Origin of the sequence: Streptomyces sp. NPDC056144 (assembly GCF_042264145.1) — a bacterium.
GTDB lineage: Bacteria > Actinomycetota > Actinomycetes > Streptomycetales > Streptomycetaceae > Streptomyces.
The window spans coordinates 794727-812572 of the sequence record NZ_JBHJVF010000002.1; the positions used below are offsets into that span (position 1 = coordinate 794727).

Below are 17846 nucleotides of genomic sequence, written 5' to 3' on the forward strand. Positions count from 1 at the left end.
TCTCCATGAGCGCACCGGAAGAACCGCAGGACCCCGCCCTCGCCGTCCGCCTCCACGGCAGCGGCGGCGCCATCAAGGGATGGGTGGTCGTCGACACGCTCGTCGACGGCCTGGCGATGGGCGGCACCCGGATGACCGCCGGGGTGACCGAGGAAGAGGTCGCGGGCCTGGCCCGGGACATGACCGAGAAGTTCACCCTGGCGGGGCTCCGCATCGGCGGTGCCAAGGCCGGGATCGTCGCCGACGGAAGCGACCGCGAGGAGACCTTCCGCACCTTCGGCCGCACGGTGAAGCCGCTCCTGCACGGCGGCATCCACCTCGGCATCGACATGGGAGTCACCCCTGCCGACCGGGCCGTCTTCTTCGAGGAGGCGGGGTACGACCCCCGCTTCCGGCTCGGCGCCCCCGACATGCCGATCGACTGGCGCACGTACTACGAGCCGCTGATCGACGCCACCGGTCACGGAGTCGGGGTCGCCGCGATCACCGCCCTGGAGGCGAGCGGCCACAGCGGCCCCGCCCGTGTCGTGGTGCAGGGGTTCGGCGCGGTGGGCCGGGCGGTGGCCCGGTTCCTCGAGGACCGCGGGCACGTCGTCGTGGGCGTCGCCGACGTCCAGGGCACGATCACCGCGGACCGGCTGCCGGTGGCCGATCTGGTGGCGATCACCGACCAGTTCGGGGCCATCGACCGCACCCGGCTGCCGGGGGACGTGAAGCTCTCCGGCGAGCCGGACGCGTGGCTGGACGTCGACGCGGACATTCTGATCCTCGCGGCGCAGAAGTACGCGCTGTCCGCCGAGAACGCCCACCGTCTGCGGGCGGGTCTCGTGGTGGAGGGCGCCAACCTCGCCTCCAGCGCGGCGGCGAAGGAGAAGGTGGCCGCGTCGGGGGCCCGGCTGGTCCCGGGCGTCATCGCCAACATCGGCGGCGCCGCCTCGGCCGCCCTCGCGGTCACCCGGGTCGTCCCGTTCGACCTGCCGGCCGAGGCCCGCAAGACCTGGGTCTTCGACTGGGTCGGCGACCGGGTCCGGCGCAACACCCGCGACCTGCTGGAGATCGCGGCCTCCCGGGCGGGCAACCCGCTGCCCGAGCTGCTCGCGGCCCGCCGGAAGGAGCGCTGATGGCCACGGCGGCGGAGAAGCGGCCGGCGATCGGTACGGGCTCCGGCGCGGCGGCCGTCTCCGAGGAGCGGGCCGCCGAGTACCGCCGCCGGGGCTGGTGGCGGGACGAGACCTTCCTCGACGACCTGCACCGGCAGGCCCGTACGCGTCCGCGCCGGCTGGCCATCGCGGGCCGGCGCGTCGCGGAGTCCCGTACCGACACCCTCGACTACGCCGAACTGAACCGGCTCACCGACCGGTTCGCCCTGTCCCTGCTCGAACTCGGCGTCCGTCCGGGCGACTTCGTCGCCGTCCAGCTCCCCAACCGGTGGGAGATGGTGGCACTGATCTTCGCCTCGATCCGCACCGGCGCGGTCATCATCCCGATCTCGCCGATCTGCACGGAGGAGGAGCTGCGCCACCGGCTCGGCCTCACCGAGGCGCGGGTGATCATCACGCTCCCCGAGTGGTCGGGCACCCCCCTGGCGGAGATCGCCACCCGTCTCAAGGGCGAACTCCCCTCCCTTGAGCATGTGGTGGTGGTCGACGGGCCGCTGCCCGAGGGCGCGCTCCCCTTCCACGAGCACTTCGTGGCCGAGGAACGGGAGGAGCGGGACGGCGCCACGGCACGGCTGGACGGCCTGGCGCTCGGCCCGGACGATCCGTTCGTGGTGCTCTTCACCTCCGGTACGACCGGACTGTCCAAGGGCGTCCTGCACAGCCAGAACACCGTCCACTCCGCCGTCCGCGGCTATGTCGACGCGTTCGGGGCGGGCGACGACTGGGTGGCCGCGGTCTCCACGCCCCTGGTCCACTACTCGGGGTTCGCCCAGGGGGTCCTGGCCGGGGTCATGCTGGGCGGCACCGTCGCCTTCCAGGACGTCCGCCGCAACGAGGCGCTGCTCGACCTCGTCGAGCGGTACGGGGCGACGCTGCTGTACGGGCCGCCGGCCACCCTCGCCGACGTGGCCGCCTCCCAGCGGGCCGAGCGGCGGGACGTCCGCACCCTGCGCCATGTGGTGATCGGCTCGGCGCCGGTGCTGCGGGAGCTGGCCGACGAGGTCCGGGCGACGCTCGGCGCCCGCGCCCACTCCCTGTGGGGCATGTCGGAGAACGGCCCCGTGACCACCACCCGGCCCGAGGACCCCGAGGGCTGGGCGGCACGGAGCAACGGCAGCCCGATCGACGCCATGGAGACCCGGATCGAGACGTCGGACGCGTACGGGACCCCCGGGGAGACACCCGGAGCCACGGACGCCGTGGGCCGGCTCAAGGTGCGTGGGGCGTCGCTCGCCCTCGGGTACCACCGGCGCCCCGAGGCGTTCGCGGCGGAGCTCGACGAGGACGGCTGGTTCGACACCGGCGACCTCGCCCGGGACGACGGCCGGGGCGGCATCCGCATCATCGGCCGGGCCAGGGACGCGGTCCTGCGGGACGGGCAGGTGGCTCCGGTCACCGAGCTGGAGGCCGTGATCGGCAGCCACCCGAAGGCGGTCGAGGCCGCGCTGGTGGGCCTCGGGCCTTCGGGCGCGGGCGGGGACGACGAGGTGATCGTCGCCGTCGTCGTGCCGCGGGGCGGCCACGGTCCGACGCTCGACGAGGTCCGGGACCGGGTCACGGAGGCGGGCCACGACACCCGCTTCCTGCCGGACCGGGTGGAGCTCGTCCCCGCCCTCCCCAAGACCCTCACGGGCAAGGTCCGCAAGGCGGAGCTGCGGGGCCGGTACGCCACGAGCGCCTCCGCCTGACCCGTACTCCCCTCGCCGCCACCCGCCTCGCCACCACCTCCCGCGCCACCGCCTCTCTCACCACCCTTCCCTCGCCACCCTCGCATCGAGCTCTGGAGCCGCCGTCATGCCCGAACCCACCCCCGTCGCCATGTCGGCGACGCTCGCCGCCGACGAGGCGCTCGCCCGGCGGCGCCTGGCCGGGGAGCGCGTCCTGTCCATGGCCAGCGGGGAGATCGGGCTGCCCGTCCTCCCCGCGCTCCGGGACCGGCTCGCGGCGGCGGCCGACGAGAACGCGTACGGCTCCGTCGCCGGGAGCCTTGCCCTGCGGACGGCCGTCGCCGGGTACTGGGCGCGGCGCGGCCTGCCCGTCGACCCGGAGCTCGTGGTGGCGGGCCCCGGCAGCAAGTCGCTGCTGTTCGCCCTGCTCCTCGCCGTCGGCGGGGACGTGGTCGTGCCGGTGCCGAGCTGGGTGAGCTACGCGGCCCAGGCCCGCCTCGTCGGAGCGCGGCCCCTGCCCGTACCGATCCTGCCGGGGCAGGGCGGGGTGCCGGACCCGGACCGGCTGCGCGAGGCGGTCGCCGACGCGCGGGCCGCCGGCCGGCACGTCGGCGCCGTGGTCGTGACCGTGCCGGACAACCCGACCGGCACGGTCGCCTCGGCCGACACCGTGCGGCGGCTGGCCGAGGCCGCCCGCGAACTGGACCTGGTCGTCGTCTCCGACGAGATCTACCGCGACCTGGTCTACGACGGCTCCGAGCCTGCCGTCTCCCCGGCGGTGTACGCCCCCGAGCGGACCGTCGCCACCACCGGGCTCACCAAGAACCTCGCGCTCGGCGGCTGGCGCACGGGCGTGGCCCGGCTCCCCGACGGCGAGCTCGGGCGCGCGCTGCGCACCCGGCTCGTCGCGGTCGCCAGCCAGATCTGGTCCAGCCCGCCCGCGCCGGTGCAGACGGCCGCCGCCTACGCGTTCGGGGAGCCGCCGGAGGTCGTCGAGCGGATCGCGGCGAGCCGGCGCCTGCACGAGGCGGTGGTGCGCGCGGTCGCCGCCCGCTTCACCGCTGTCGGCGCGGAGCTGGCTCCCGTCGCGGCGACCTGCTACCTCTACCCGGACTTCGAGCCCCTGCGGGAGCGGCTGGCCGACGCGCACGGCGTGCACGACGGCGACGGTCTTTCCGCTCTGCTCTCCGAGCGGTACGGGGTCGGGGTCCTCCCCGCGAGCGCGTTCGGGGAGACCGGGCGAGCCCTGCGCATCCGCGCGGCGACCAGTCACTTCTACGGGGACACCGTCGAGCGGCGCACGGCGGCGCTGGAGGCGGCGGACCCGCTCGCCCTGCCGTGGATACGGGAGTCGGTCGACCGGGTCGGCGAGGTGCTGTCCGACCTGACGGGCGTCTCGGCGCCCACGGTCGCCGCCGCGGCCGCCGCGCGCTCCTGATCCCTCCCCCTCTCCCTCGCCTCCCCGACCCGCCCGCACACCCACACACACCTGAGGAGTCATCGCCATGTCCCACCCACACCTCCCGGTCCTCTTCGAGGCGCTCTACCGCGGCGAACGCCACGTCGGGTTCGGCCGCCCCGAGGAGGGCGTGCGGCACACCCTGTACCGGGTGGAGGACGGCGGCGTCGCCGCCGCCTTCATCGCCACCGACGGCTCGGAGGAGGCGCTGCGGGCCGCTCTCACCGAGGGCGCGGCGACCGTCGAGGTCACCGCGGACGACCCGGAGCTGCGGTTCCTTCCGCCCCTCCTGCCGCAGGCCTCGGGCAAGGCCCTGCTGAGCGGCTTCATGGGCACGCACAAGAAGAAGTGGGGCGGCGAGACCGCCCCGGAGGACGGCGAGTTCACCCCGCCCAAGTGGTTCTTCAAGGGGTTCGGCGACTGGGTGCGGCTGCCCGGCGAGGACCTGGTCGTGCCCGCGAGCCCGGTCGCCCTCATCGAGGAGCCGGAGGTCGCCCTCGTCTACGTCAACGACGCCGACGGCACACCCCACTACGCCGGCTACACCTTCGGCAACGACCTGTGCGACATCGGCCTGCACCGCCAGGACCCGGGCTACAACCCGTACTGCAAGCTGTGCGACACGGCCCTCACCCCGTGGCTCTTCCTCGGTCCGCCGCCGCGCACGGTGACCGGCCGGGTCACCATCGTCCGGGACGGCGCGACGGCCTGGGAGGGCCCGTTCGACTGCGGCGACGACGCCCTCTACTACCGGATCCGGGACATGGCGGACCACCTGTTCACGTTCCCCGCGGTCCGCCGTCCCGGGCTGGTCAACTACGTCCTCCTGGGCGCGGACGAGGCCAGCTTCCACGACGGGTTCCGGATCGCCGACGGCGACGTCATCGGCATCGACGTGAAGAGCCACGGAGTCGCCTTCGAGAACCGGGTGCGGTACGTGTCCCCGACCCCCGCCACGACCCCGGCCGCCGCTCCGGCTCCCGGGACCCCCGAGGATCCCGCGGCTGTCACCGCACCGTGAACACCTCGTGAAACAGGCCCGATCGGCCTGTGCGGACGCCGCACCGCACAGGCACGCTCGGAGCGTCACCACCCACTTCGCAGGAGGAGCCGGCACCGTGCCCGCCACCGCCACCCCCACCGCCAAAAAACAGGTGCATCTCGCAGCGCAGCTGCCCGCCATCCACAACGTGACCGTCTGGCAGGACCCTCGCTCCGAGAGCCAGATATCCATCGACTCCTTCATCCGGCTCGCGCAGACCATCGAGCGGGGCAAGTTCGACTTCTTCTTCCTCGCCGAAGGCCTGCGGCTGCGCGAGCACAAGGGGCAGGTCTACGACCTGGACATCGCGGGGCGTCCGGAGAACCTGACGGTCCTGAGCGCCCTGGCCGCCGTCACCACCCACCTGGGTCTCGCCGGCACGGTCAACGCCACCTTCAACGAGCCGTACGAGGTGGCGCGCCGCCTCGCCACCCTGGACCGGCTCAGCGGCGGCCGGGCCGCCTGGAACGTGGTCACCAGCTACGACGCCTTCACCGGCGAGAACTTCCGCCGGGGCGGCTTCCTCCCCGAGGCCGACCGTTACACCCGGGCCGCCGAATTCCTCACCGCGGCACGGACGTTGTGGGACAGCTGGTCGGACGGGGACGTGAAGGCCGACCGTGCCACGGGAGAGTTCCTCGCTCCCGGGGCGGGCCGATTCGCCCACCAGGGACAGCACTTCGACATCTCCGGCCGGTTCACCACCCCGTCGGGACCGCAGGGTCATCCGGTCGTCATCCAGGCCGGCGAGTCCGACGCCGGACGGGAGTTCGCCGCCTCCGACGCCGAGGTCATCTTCAGCAAGCACAACCGGATCGACGTGGCCCGGGAGTTCTACCGGGACGTGAAGCGGCGCCTGGCCGCGTACGGCCGGAGCCCCGACGACCTGCTGATCCTCCCCACCGCCAACGCGGTCGTCGCGGACACCGACGAGGAGGCCGCCGCGTACGCGGAGGAGATCAGCCGCGAGCTGGTCAGCCCGCAGACCGCGATCGCCCACCTGGAGGCGGTCTGGGGCCGTGACCTGTCCGGATACGACCCGGACGGGCCGCTGCCCGACATCGAGCCGGAGGACGAGGCCCACTTCCTGAAGGGGCACTCCGTCTTCCGTGCCGGCCGGGCGGAGACGGCCCGGCGGTGGCGCAAGCTCGCGGAGGAGCGGAACCTCTCCATCCGGGAGCTGGTCATCGAGGTCAACGGGCGTCCGACCTTCGTGGGCAGCCCCCAGACGGTCGCCGACGCCCTCGACGACTACGTGCAGACCGGGGGCGCCGACGGCTTCGTCCTCGTGCCGCACCTCACCCCGGGCGGTCTGGACGACTTCGTGGACCGGGTCGTGCCGATCCTCCAGGAGAAGGGCGTCCACCGCGAGGAGTACACCGGCACCACGCTCCGGGATCACCTGGGCCTGTCCGACGCGCCCCGGCCGGCCGGCTGGGGCGGCCCCGGACAGTCCCCGCGCGACCGGCACGACCACGAGGAGACCTCCGCATGACCGGCACCCCTGACAACGCCGCCGACACCGGCGATGCCGCGGACGCCCCCGCCGCCCCGCTGCACCTGGCCGTCGCCCTCGACGGCGCGGGCTGGCACCCGGCGGCCTGGCGCGAGGCGGACGCCCGGCCCGGTGAGCTGCTCGACGCCGCCTACTGGGCCGACCTGGTCGCCGAGGCCGAACGCGGCCTGATCGACTTCGTCACCTTCGAGGACGCCCTCGGCCTCCAGTCCGCCGCCTTCCACCGTCCCGACGACCGCACGGACCAGGTCAGGGGCAGCGTCGACGCGGTACTGCTCGCCTCCTACCTCGCCCCGCTCACCCGCCACATCGGCCTGGTCCCCACCACCAACGTCACCCACACCGAACCGTTCCACGTGGCCATCGGCATCGCGACCCTCGACCACGCGAGCCGGGGCCGGGCCGGCTGGCGCCCGCAGATCGCGTCCCGCGCCGCCGACGCCGACCACTTCGGCCGCCGCGCCACACCCCTGCTCACCGAGGAGGACGTCACCGACTCGGAGAGCATCTCCCGGCCCCTGCGCCCCCTCTTCGCGGAGGGCGCCGAGGTGGTGGAGGTGGCACGGCGGCTCTGGGACAGCTGGGAGGACGACGCGGAGATACGGGACGCGGCGACGGGCCGCTTCCTCGACCGCGCCAAGGTCCACCACGTCGACTTCCAGGGCGGCACGTTCAGCGTGAAGGGCCCGTCGATCACCCCGCGCTCCCCGCAGGGCCGGCCGCCGGTGGTGAGCCTCGCGCACGCGACCACGCCGTACGAGTTCGCGGCACGCGCCTCGGACGTCGTCGCCGTCACGCCGCACGACCGGGCGGGCACGGCGGGGATCCTCGCCGAGGTCGCCGCAGCGGTGGAGCGCACCGGCCGGGACGTGGCGGAACGCCCGCTGAAGGTCCTGGCCGATCTCCTCGTCTTCCTCGACGAGGAACCCGGCGCTGCGGCGCGGCGCAGGTCCCGCCTGGACGAGGCGGCCGGGGCCGAACTCGCCTCCGACGCGGAGATCTTCGCGGGCACCCCCGCCGAACTGGCCGACCTGCTCCTCGACTGGCGCTCCACCGGCCTCGACGGCTTCCGCCTCCGCCCGGCCACCCTCCCGCACGACCTCACGGCGATCACCCGGGGTCTGGTCCCGGAGCTGCAGCGGCGCGGGGTGTTCCGCACGGAGTACGCGTCCACCACGCTCCGCGGCCACCTGGGCCTGGCGCGCCCGGCCAGCCGCTACGCATCGGAGGGCTGACCGGACAGCGCGTGCAGCCGCAGGGCGAGCTGGATCTCCAGGGCGCGGGCGGGGGACTGCCAGTCGGCGCCGAGCAGGCGGCCGACGCGTTCGAGGCGTTGGGCCACCGTGTTGACGTGGACGTGGAGGTCGTCCTTCGTCCGGGCCGGGCTCATGCCGCTGGCGAAGTAGGCGTCCAGGGTGCGGACCAGGTCGGTGCCTCTGCGGTGGTCGTACGCCACGACCTGGCCGATCGTCCGGTCGACGAAGCCGCCGATGTCGCGGCTGTCGGCGAGCAGCAGGCCGAGGAAGCCGAGGTCCTCGGCGGCGGCGCCCTCGCCGGAGCGGTGGAGCAGGCGCAGGGTCTCCAGGCAGCGGCGGGCCTCCGCGTACGCGAGGGAGACCCGGTCCACGTGGTCGAGGGGCTCCCGCACGGGCGCGGAGGCGCCGACGGTGACCGGTTCGCGGAGGGTGCCGCCGAGGTGGCGGGCGGTCTGGCGGGCGAGTTCGGCGGCGGTCTCGCCGGGGCCGAGCGGCAGCAGCAGGACCGTGCCCCCGTCGCGTACGGAGGCGAGTCCGCGGCGGGTGGCGGCGAGGTGCGAGGCGGCGGAGCCGAGGCGACGGCGGTCGGCCGTCTCCCTGCGGCCGGCCTCGGCCTCGGACACGCCGTCCGGCCGGTCGACGCGGGCGGCGAGCACCACGTGGGGCGCGTCGCTGTCGGCGCGGAGCCGGGCTGCCCGCTCGCGCAGGAGGCGGCGGTCGCGGTCCGGGGCGTCGAGCAGGTCGTCGAGGAGTTCGCCGCGGACCCGCTGCTCGGCCTCGCCCGCGGAACGGCGGGCGAGCAGCAGCAGGGAGGTGACCAGCGCGGCCCGTTCCAGCGTCCGCTGGTCGACGGGGTCGAGCTCGGGGCGGCCGCGCAGCACGAGCGCGCCGAGCGTCTCGCCGCCGACGGAGACGGCGGCCACCCAGTCGTCGCCCTCGCGGACGGCGTGGCCCTCGGCGCGGCGCGCGGATCCGGCGTCCGCCTCGGTGAACTCGACGGTGCCGCCGATGACCTCGGAGACGGCCTCGGCCACGTCGTGGACACCGCCGCCGTGCAGGACGAGCTCGGAGAGCCGGTCGTGGACCTCGGAGGCCCGCTCGATGACGGCGCTGTGCTCGCGGATGATGCCGTTGGCCCGCTCCAGACCCGCGAGGGCCGCGCGGGTCTCGGCGAGCAGGTGGGCCGTGTCGAGGGCGACGGCGGCGTGCGCGGCGAAGGAGCAGAGCAGGGAGACCTGCTCGCGTTCGAAGACCCTGGACCTGCGGTCGGCGGCGAAGAGGACGCCGATGACCTGGCTGCCGATGCTCAGGGGCACGCCGAGGATGGCGACGAGGCCCTCGTCCCGTACGGCCGTGTCGATGGTGCGGGTGTGCTGGAAGCGCGCGTCGCCGAAGTAGTCGGCGGTGACGTAAGGCCGGGCGGTCTGGGCGACGAGGCCGCCGAGTCCTTCGCCCATGCCGAGCCGCACCTGCTGGAAGCGGGCGGAGACGGAGCCCTCGGTGACCCGCATGTACGTGTCCCCGGCGTCGGGGTCGTTGAGGCTGAGGTAGGCGACCTCGGTGCCGAGGAGCGAGCGGGCGCGCTGGACGATGGCGCGGAGCACGGCGTCGAGGTCGCGGAGGCCCGCGAGGTCGTGGGCGGTCTCGAAGAGCGCGGACAGCTCGGCCTCGCGGCGGCGGCGCCCTTCGAGGTCGGCGCGGACGCGCAGGGCGAGCGCCCTGGCCTCTTCGAGCGCGGCGAGCTCCTCGGGGCCCGCGCCGGAGGCACGGGCCAGGAGCACGGGCCGGTCGTAGGCCTCCGTGGCGGCTCCCCGGGCGAGGAGTTCCAGGTAGGAGACGTGTTCGTGGGACATGGACCTAGGGATACCTGGCGGGGACGGCATCGCACCAGCCCCCTCACGCCGCCCTGTGGACAACCTTCGCCCCCGCCGGGAGGTGACGCCGGTCAGTGGGCCGTCCAGCCGCCGTCCATGGTGAGCGAGCCTCCGGTGACGAAGGCGGCCTGCGGGGTGCACAGGTAGAGGACGGCCTCGGCGACCTCCTCGGGCTCGATGAGCCGCTTGAGCGCCGAGTCCTTGAGGAGGACCTCGGCGAGGACCCGCTCCTCGGGGAGACCGTGGACGGCGGCCTGGTCGGCGATCTGGCGCTCCACCAGGGGCGTCCGCACATAGCCGGGGCACACACAGTTCGAGGTGACACCGTGGGGGGCGCCTTCGAGGGCGGCGGTCTTCGAGAGGCCTTCGAGGCCGTGCTTGGCGGCCACGTAGGCGGACTTGAAGGGGGAGGCGCGCAGGCCGTGGACGGAGGAGATGTTGACGATCCGGCCCCAGCCCTGGCCGTACATGTGGGGCAGGGCGCCCCTGATGAGCCGGAAGGGCGCCTCCAGCATCACGGTGAGGACGGTGTGGAAGACGTCCGGCGGGAACTCCTCCAGGGGGCGGACGAGCTGGAGCCCCGCGTTGTTCACGAGGATGTCGGTGCCCGCGGCGACGGCCTCGGCCGAGTCCAGGTCGGTGAGGTCGAGGGTCTCCGGTTCGACGCTCCCGGGGAGTCCGGGGAGCGCGGCGGCCTCCTCGGCCAGGGCGGCGAGCCCCTCGGCCGCCCGGTCGACGGCTCTCACCCGCGCCCCGGCGGCGGCGAGCCGCAGGGCGCAGGCGCGTCCGATGCCGCCGGCCGCGCCGGTGACGAGCGCGGTGCGGCCGGTGAGGTCCAGGGCGATGGCGGGGGTGGGGGCGCTCATGCTCCGCACCCTATGAACGGCCCACTCCCCCACACATGTGCGGCGAGCCCATAGTTCACTCGGTACCTGTGGTCCGGAACCATGTGGGTTCGTCGACCAGTGCCTTCTCGATCCGTCGGTACGAGAACCGCTTCATCTCCGGCAGGTCGTCCACGTCGAACCAGCCGACCTCCGTCGACTCGTCGTCGTTCACCACCGCCTCGCCGCCGACCGCACGGCAGCGGAAGGCCACGTCCATGTACTGGCAGGTGTCGCCGTTGGGGTACGTGATGGGCTTGGCCAGGGTCTCGACGAGGAGGATCCGCTCGGGCACGCACCGGACGGCCGTCTCCTCGAAGACCTCCCGCACCGCGCAGTCGGCGGGCTGCTCCCCCGGCTCGACGATGCCCCCGATGACCGCCCACATCCCGTTGTCGGACCGCTTGCCGAGCAGGACCCGGCCACGGTCGTCGAAGACGACCGCGCTGACGCCCGGGAGGAAGAGCAGCTGGTGACCGGCCGTCCGGCGCAGTTCACGAATGAAGTCAGGAGTTGCCATGGCCCCGACCCTAGGGGATGTCTTGATCATCTCCGGGTCGGGGCCATGGGCTCGTCGGTGGGTGAGGTGTCGCGGCCTCGTGCTCAGTCCGTCGGCGTGCGCCGGGCGCGTACCGCTCGCGCTCCCGCCCAGCCGAGACCGGCGACGGCGAGGGCCGCGAGCAGCGCCTCGGGCAGGGTGCCCATGCGGGTCGCCGGGGTCAGCGAGGAGCGCAGCGGCACCTTCTCGACGAGGACGTCCGGGGTGAACATCTTCGTCTGCGCGACGATCTCGCCGTCGGGCCGGATGACGGCGCTGACGCCGCTCGTGACGGGTACGACCACGGACCGGCTGTGCTCGACCGCCCGCACCCGCGACATGGCGAGCTGCTGGTAGGTCATCTCGCTGCGCCCGAAGGTGGCGTTGTTGCTGGGCACGGTGATGAGCTGCGCCCCGTCGGTGACGGTGTCGCGCACGGCCCAGTCGAAGGCGGCCTCGTAGCAGGTGGCGAGGCCGACCTTGGTGCCCGCGAGGTCGAAGACGCCGACCTTCGTGCCGGGCCCGAAGTCGCGGCTGACCCGGTCGACGTTGCTGTTGAAGAGCCGCACGAAGGACCGCATCGGGATGTACTCGCCGAAGGGCTGGACGTGCCGCTTGTCGTACGTGGCGACCGGGCCCTTCCCCGGCTCCCACTGGATGAGCGTGTTGCGGAGCTTGCCGGTCGGCGGGGAGATGACGGCGCCGATGACGGTGGGCGCGTCGATCGCCGCGACGGCCTCGTTGATGACCTCGGCGGCGTCGGGGTTGGCGTACGGGTCGATGTCGGAGGAGTTCTCCGGCCACAGGACGAAGTCGGGCTGCGGCTCGCGGCCCTCCTTGACGGCCGCCGCGAGCTCGCGGGTGCGGGCCGCGTGGTTGTCGAGGACGGCGCGGCGCTGGGCGTTGAAGTCGAGGCCGAGGCGGGGCACGTTGCCCTGGACGGCGGCGACGGTGGCGGTGCCGTCCTCGGCGGAGTCGTCGACGAGCGGGAGGGCGGCGAAGGCGCCGGTGACCGGGACGAGCACGGCGAGCGCGGCGGCGGCGAGCGGGCCGCGCGGGACGGTGCCGGTGGCGCGGTAGGCACGGAACTGCCGGTACGCCTCGTACAGGCCGAAGCCGCAGAGGGCGACGGCGAAGCCGAGCACCGGGGTGCCGCCGACGGCGGCGAGCGGCAGGAAGAAGCCGTCGGCCTGGCCGAAGGCGATCTTGCCCCAGGGGAAGCCCCCGAAGGGCACGCGCGCGCGTGCCGCCTCGCCGAGGATCCACACGCCGGCCGCGAAGAACGGCCACGCGGGCAGCCGGGAGACGGCGGCGATGCCGAGTCCCGCTGCGGCGACGAAGAGCGCCTCGACGGCGGCGAGGGCGAGCCAGGGCCCCGGCCCGACCTCCTCGCCGGTCCAGACGAGGAGCGGGAGCATGAAGCCGAGTCCCGCCAGGTAGCCGAGCCCGAAGCCGGCGCGGAGCCGGCGGCCCCCGAGGACCCAGCCGAGCAGCGCGAAGGCGGGCAGCGCGAGCCACCACAGGGGGCGCGGCGGGAAGCTCAGGAAGAGCAGGATTCCGGACAGCAGTGCCGCTCCGGGCCGGACGAACCGCCGCAGCGGGGAAACCTTTTCGCTCACGGCTTCCGGCGCGGGCGCGCCCTCGGGGCCGGGCTCGTCGACTGGGGTGATGGTGGCGCTCACCTTGCGGAGTCTACGGTGCGCCCCTGTGGGCCTGGAGGCGGGACCGGGAGCCTTCCGCTCGCGGTCCCCGTGCCCGTACGGCTCCGGCGAGAACCGATCGGAACCGGCCATGTCGTCGGCGTCGTCCCGTACGCGCCGGTGCTCAGGCGCCCGTGGGCGCGGGCGGGGCGGCGGGCCCGGAGGCCGCGGGGCCGGTGGGCGCGGGCGGCGGTGCGGTCGGCGGTCCCGGCGGCCGCTCGCGCAGGAGCTCCTCGATGACCCGTACCGCCGACGCGGCGTCGTCCACGGTCACCGTGAACGTACGGCCGTCGTCGAGACGCAGGACGAGGCCCTCGCCGCCCCGGACGATCACGCCGGTTCCGTGCTCGGGGCGCCAGCGGTAGCCCCAGCCGCCCCAGTGCCGGGGCGTGACGCTCGGCACGTAGGCGACCGCGGCGACCCGGGCGAGGGGAATGCGCCGGCGCGGCAGCCCCATGTGCCCGCAGCGGACCTCCATGGCGCGTTCGTCGACCGTGACCGCCACATGGACGAAGGCGACCGTGCCGAAGAGGACGAGCAGTCCGGCCGCGAGGCAGCCGACGACCGCCATGACGAGGGCCGCGATGCCGGAGGTCCAGGCCGAACCGACGGCCAGCGTGATGCCGAGGGCCATGAAGGCGGCGCCCGCGAGGGCGGCGAGCCACTGGAAGCGGTTCGTGGCGCGCCCGGTCCACACGGCCGGCCTGTGCCTGCCGTGGCGCGCGTGGTCCCGGGAGTGCTCCCTCATACCGAGAACGGTACCCAGGTTCCTCCGGGTCAGCGCGCCGGAGAGCGATCGCGCGCGCACGGTCAGTGAGCGGTGGCGGTGGCTCCCAGGAGGCGCGCCTCGGCGTAGGTGAGGGCGGCGGCGGGGAGCGTGCCGGGACGTCCGCTGAGGAGGACGGAGAGGCGGCCGGTGGGCTCGGCGTCGGGCGCCGGCTCGGCGCCGATGCGGCGCAGCGCCTGCGCGGCGACGGCCTCGGCGGAGCCGTGGAAGACGAGCTTCGGGAGTCCGGCGGCGCGGCCGCGCGCTTCGAGGGCGGCGAGGATGCGGTCCTCGACGAGCTCGTAGTGGGTGCAGCCGAGGACGACCGCGCGGACGTCGGAGGGGGTGAGGGCGGCCGCGGCGGCGACGGCCCGGTCGACGGCCTCCGGGTCGGCGTGCTCGACGGCGTCGGCGAGCCCCGGGCACGGGACCTCGGTGACCTCGGCGCCGTCGGCGAAGTCGCGGATGAGTCCGCGCTGGTAGGCGCTGCCGGTGGTGGCCGGGGTGGCCCAGATGGCGATCTTGCCGCCGCCCGCGGCGGCGGGCTTGACGGCGGGGACGGTGCCGATGACCGGGATCTCGGGTTCGAGGGCGGCCCGGAGGGCCGGCAGGGCGTGCACGCTGGCGGTGTTGCAGGCGACGACGAGGGCGTCCGGCCGGTGCTCGGCGGCGGCGAGGGCGACCGCGAGGGCGCGGGCGGTCAGGTCCTCGGGGGTACGGGGTCCCCAGGGCATGCCGTCCGGGTCGTTGGAGATGAGCAGATCCGCGTCCGGCCGCAGCCGGCGCGTCGCGGCAGCCGCCGGGAGCAGGCCGATTCCGGAGTCCATGAGCGCGATCTTCACCCGGTCACCCTAGCCGATGGGCTCCTTCACCCCGGCGAACTGGGGCAGACTGCGACGAATGACCACCCTCGCCTGGTGCGCGTCCGTCTCCCTGGCCGTCTGGGTCTGGCTGCTGTTCGGCCAGGGCTTCTTCTGGCGCACGGACCAGCGCCTGCCCCCCGCGCCCTCCGAACCGGCGGACGGACCGGCGGGCGAACCGGCGGGCGGACCGGCGGGAGGGTGGCCGCGCGTGGTGATCGTCGTACCGGCGCGGGACGAGGCCGAGGTGCTTCCGCTCAGCCTGCCGTCGCTGCTCGCGCAGGACTATCCGGGCGAGGCGGAGGTCGTGCTCGTGGACGACGGGAGCACGGACGGTACGGGCCGGGTCGCCGCGGAACTGGCGGCCGGGGTCCCGGGGCGCGGCGGGGGCCTGCCGCTCACCGTCGTGTCGCCGGGCGAGCCGGAGCCGGGCTGGACGGGAAAGCTGTGGGCGCTGCGGCACGGGATCGCGCTGGCACGCGCGCGCGAGCCGGAGTTCCTGCTCCTGACGGACGCGGACATCGCCCACGCGCCGGACAGTCTGCGGCTCCTCGTGACGGCGGCGCGGGGGCACGGCCTGGACCTGGTCTCGCAGATGGCCCGGCTGCGGGCCGCGAGCCCGTGGGAGCGGCTGGTCGTGCCGGCGTTCGTCTACTTCTTCGCGCAGCTCTATCCCTTCCGCTGGATCAACGGGCCGCGGCCCCGGGCGACGGCGGCGGCGGGTGGCTGCGTGCTGCTGCGGACGGAGACGGCGGTGGCTGCGGGGGTGCCGGAGGTCATCCGGCAGGCGGTGATCGACGACGTGTCGCTCGCGCGGGCGGTGCGCCGGGCGGGCGGACGGATCTGGCTGGGGCTCGCGGACCACGTGGACAGCGTCCGCCCGTACCCGGGGCTCGGGGAGCTGTGGCGGATGGTGTCGCGGAGCGCGTACGCGCAGCTGCGGCACAACCCGCTGCTCCTCGCTGGGACGGTCGCGGGTCTGACGCTGGTCTATCTGCTGCCGCCGGCGGCCGTGGCCGTCGGCGCGGTCACGGGTGACGCCCCGGCGGTGTGGGCGGGGGCGGCGGCCTGGGCGGTGATGACGGGGACGTACCTGCCGATGCTCCGCTACTACCGGCAGCCCTTCCTGCTCGCGCCGCTGCTGCCGTTCACCGCGTTCCTCTACCTCCTGATGACGGTGGACTCCGCCGTCCAGCACCACCGGGGCAGGGGGGCGGCGTGGAAGGGGCGGACGTACGCGGCTCCCGAGGTGTCGCGGAACGCGGAGTAGTCGCCGACCGGCCGGGGCGGTGACCTCGGCCTTACGTCAACGCCGTTGACCCTCGACGGAGGCGGCGGTTCGATGCTGCCAGCGTGGCGGCCGCCCGCCCGCGACTCGCACCCCGCTCCAGGAAGGCACCTGCCATGACCGACCCCGGCGACCTCGCCTACATACCGGCCTCCGAGGCCCTCGCCCGATTCCGCGACCGTTCGCACTCCCCCGTCGAGCTGATGACCGCCGTCATCGAGCGCGCCGAGGCGGTCGAGCCCCGGGTGAACTCCCTCGCCGAGCGGACCTTCGAGGAGGCGCTCGCCGCCGCGCGCGTCGCCGAGGCGCGCTACGCGGGCAAGGGCGAGGCGCCCCGCGCCCTGGAGGGGCTGGCGGTCGCGACGAAGGAGGAGCAGCCGATCGCGGGCCGCCGCGCCACGGACGGTTCGCTGGCCTTCCGCGACGAGATCGCCGACGAGACGCACCCGGTGGTCGACCGGATCCAGGCCGCGGGCGGCATCGTGCACGCGCGGACGACGACCCCGGAGTTCAGCTGCGCGGCCTTCACCCAGTCACGGCTGTGGGGCGTGACGCGCAACCCGTGGAACCTGGAGTTCAGCCCGGGCGGCTCCTCCGGCGGCGCGGGCGCGGCGCTCGCGGCCGGCGAGACGACGCTGGCGACGGGCTCGGACATCGGCGGATCGATCCGCATCCCGGCCTCCTTCACCGGCACGGTCGGCTACAAGCCGCCGTACGGCCGGGTTCCGGCGATGGCGCCGTTCAACCTCGACACGTACTGCCACGACGGCCCGATGGCGCGGTCCGTCGCCGACGTCGCGCTCCTCCAGAACGTGATCGCGGGCCCGCACCCGCTCGACGCGGTCTCGCTGCGCCCCAAGTTCACGCTGCCGGAGCGGTTCGAGGGCGTCGAGGGCATGCGGGTGGCGCTGTCGGTGACGCTCGGGGACTGGGTGGTCGACCCCGAGGTGGAGGCGAACACGCGGGCCGTCGCCGGCGCCCTGCGGGCGGCGGGGGCGATCGTCGAGGAGGTGGAGGTGCCGATCCGCCGGGCCGACGTCATGGAGGCGGCGAACATCCACTTCGGCTCGATCTTCGGCCCGTACGTGACCTCGGTGGCCGCCGAGCACGGCGACCTGCTCAACGCGTACGCCCTCGACTTCGCGGAGAAGACCGCCGCCGCCGTCCGCGAGCCGGGCAGCATCATGCACGGCCTGGAGATCGAGGCCGGTATACAGTCCACCCTCGGCCTGCTCCTCGACCGGTACGACGTCCTGCTCTGCCCCACCACCGCGATCCCCGCGCTGCGGGCGGACGACGACTACGTGTCGACCAAGGTCGTGGTCAACGGCGTCGAGCTGGAGAACTACCTGGAGGCCGCGATGACCACGGTCTTCAACATCGCCAGCCGCTGCCCCGTCATGAGCGTGCCCTCGGGCTTCGCGTCGAACGGCGTCCCGACGGGCGTCCAGGTCGTCGGTCGCACCTACGACGACACCAGCGTCTTCCGGGTGGCCACCGCGATCGAGGCGGTACGCCCCTGGCGGGTCCGTCCGGCCCTCTGACCGATCCGATCGATCAAAGTGATCGATCAAAAGGCCTTTTCCGAGGGCGATTGTTACTGACGGTACTCCGTCGATAATCCTGCGTTTCGAACGCGCGGGAGCGAATGCCGTCCGCACCGCGCGCGAGCGGGCGGACGGCACGTTCACTTCACCTTCCGCGCACGGGAAATCCCCCGTTGTTAACACGGTCTTTATCAATGTTTCGGCAGGTCAGGGCGGCAAAACCCGCGTAAATCGGATCGGCCGAAGATGGGGACTCCCCAACCGGCACATCGTGGGCTTAACTTATGTG

General features: G+C 74.3%; 14 protein-coding genes. 8 read left to right on the plus strand and 6 right to left on the minus strand.

The window, feature by feature from the left end:
* Nucleotides 1-5 precede the first annotated feature (5 nt).
* The 6 genes from ACFC0Z_RS10060 to ACFC0Z_RS10085 all read left to right on the plus strand — a co-directional run bounded on the left by ACFC0Z_RS10060 (nt 6) and on the right by ACFC0Z_RS10085 (nt 8079).
* Entirely contained in the window at nt 6-1121 is a 1116-nt protein-coding gene (locus tag ACFC0Z_RS10060; RefSeq protein WP_376434721.1) for a Glu/Leu/Phe/Val dehydrogenase dimerization domain-containing protein, read from the plus strand.
* Nucleotides 1121-2848 (plus strand): AMP-binding protein, encoded by a 1728-nt coding sequence (locus tag ACFC0Z_RS10065; protein ID WP_376434723.1) that lies wholly within the window; start codon nt 1121-1123, stop codon nt 2846-2848. Before ACFC0Z_RS10060 ends, ACFC0Z_RS10065 begins: the two co-directional genes overlap by 1 nt.
* A 106-nt stretch (nt 2849-2954) precedes the next feature.
* Nucleotides 2955-4265 (plus strand): pyridoxal phosphate-dependent aminotransferase, encoded by a 1311-nt coding sequence (locus tag ACFC0Z_RS10070; RefSeq protein WP_376434725.1) that lies wholly within the window; start codon nt 2955-2957, stop codon nt 4263-4265.
* Between the two features lie 67 nt (nt 4266-4332).
* Entirely contained in the window at nt 4333-5307 is a 975-nt protein-coding gene (locus ACFC0Z_RS10075; protein WP_376434727.1) for a fumarylacetoacetate (FAA) hydrolase, read from the plus strand.
* A gap of 133 nt (nt 5308-5440) precedes the next feature.
* The gene (locus ACFC0Z_RS10080; RefSeq protein WP_376434729.1) at nt 5441-6823 is read left to right on the plus strand and encodes an NtaA/DmoA family FMN-dependent monooxygenase; all 1383 of its coding nucleotides are present in this window, start codon (nt 5441-5443) and stop codon (nt 6821-6823) included.
* Complete coding sequence (locus ACFC0Z_RS10085; protein ID WP_376434731.1) at nt 6820-8079, plus strand: LLM class flavin-dependent oxidoreductase; 1260 nt, start codon at nt 6820-6822, stop codon at nt 8077-8079. The genes ACFC0Z_RS10080 and ACFC0Z_RS10085 overlap by 4 nt, the downstream gene beginning before the upstream one ends.
* Here the strand turns inward: ACFC0Z_RS10085 and ACFC0Z_RS10090 are convergent.
* The 6 genes from ACFC0Z_RS10090 to ACFC0Z_RS10115 all read right to left on the minus strand — a co-directional run bounded on the left by ACFC0Z_RS10090 (nt 8061) and on the right by ACFC0Z_RS10115 (nt 14704).
* Nucleotides 8061-9953, minus strand: a complete 1893-nt coding sequence (locus tag ACFC0Z_RS10090) for a helix-turn-helix domain-containing protein (protein ID WP_376434733.1) — start codon at nt 9951-9953, stop codon at nt 8061-8063. The two genes, ACFC0Z_RS10085 and ACFC0Z_RS10090, sit on opposite strands and share 19 nt — an antisense overlap.
* Before the next feature lie 92 nt (nt 9954-10045).
* Nucleotides 10046-10840 (minus strand): 3-hydroxybutyrate dehydrogenase, encoded by a 795-nt coding sequence (locus ACFC0Z_RS10095; RefSeq protein ID WP_376434735.1) that lies wholly within the window; start codon nt 10838-10840, stop codon nt 10046-10048.
* A 55-nt stretch (nt 10841-10895) separates the two neighbouring features.
* Nucleotides 10896-11378 (minus strand): NUDIX domain-containing protein, encoded by a 483-nt coding sequence (locus tag ACFC0Z_RS10100; protein ID WP_376434737.1) that lies wholly within the window; start codon nt 11376-11378, stop codon nt 10896-10898.
* Between the two features lie 83 nt (nt 11379-11461).
* Nucleotides 11462-13078 carry an apolipoprotein N-acyltransferase gene (gene lnt / locus ACFC0Z_RS10105; protein WP_376434739.1) on the minus strand — a complete coding sequence of 539 codons (1617 nt, stop codon included), beginning with the start codon at nt 13076-13078 and terminating at the stop codon, nt 11462-11464.
* A gap of 142 nt (nt 13079-13220) precedes the next feature.
* Nucleotides 13221-13844 carry a hypothetical protein gene (locus ACFC0Z_RS10110; RefSeq protein WP_376434741.1) on the minus strand — a complete coding sequence of 208 codons (624 nt, stop codon included), beginning with the start codon at nt 13842-13844 and terminating at the stop codon, nt 13221-13223.
* Nucleotides 13845-13906: 62 nt separating this feature from the next.
* Nucleotides 13907-14704 carry a glutamate racemase gene (locus ACFC0Z_RS10115; RefSeq protein ID WP_376434742.1) on the minus strand — a complete coding sequence of 266 codons (798 nt, stop codon included), beginning with the start codon at nt 14702-14704 and terminating at the stop codon, nt 13907-13909.
* A 58-nt stretch (nt 14705-14762) separates the two neighbouring features.
* On the opposite strand from ACFC0Z_RS10115, the gene ACFC0Z_RS10120 reads away from it, so the two are divergent.
* Nucleotides 14763-15992, plus strand: a complete 1230-nt coding sequence (locus tag ACFC0Z_RS10120) for a glycosyltransferase (RefSeq protein ID WP_376434744.1) — start codon at nt 14763-14765, stop codon at nt 15990-15992.
* Nucleotides 15993-16126: 134 nt separating this feature from the next.
* The gene (locus tag ACFC0Z_RS10125) at nt 16127-17554 is read left to right on the plus strand and encodes an amidase (protein WP_376434746.1); all 1428 of its coding nucleotides are present in this window, start codon (nt 16127-16129) and stop codon (nt 17552-17554) included.
* Nucleotides 17555-17846: the final 292 nt, after the last annotated feature.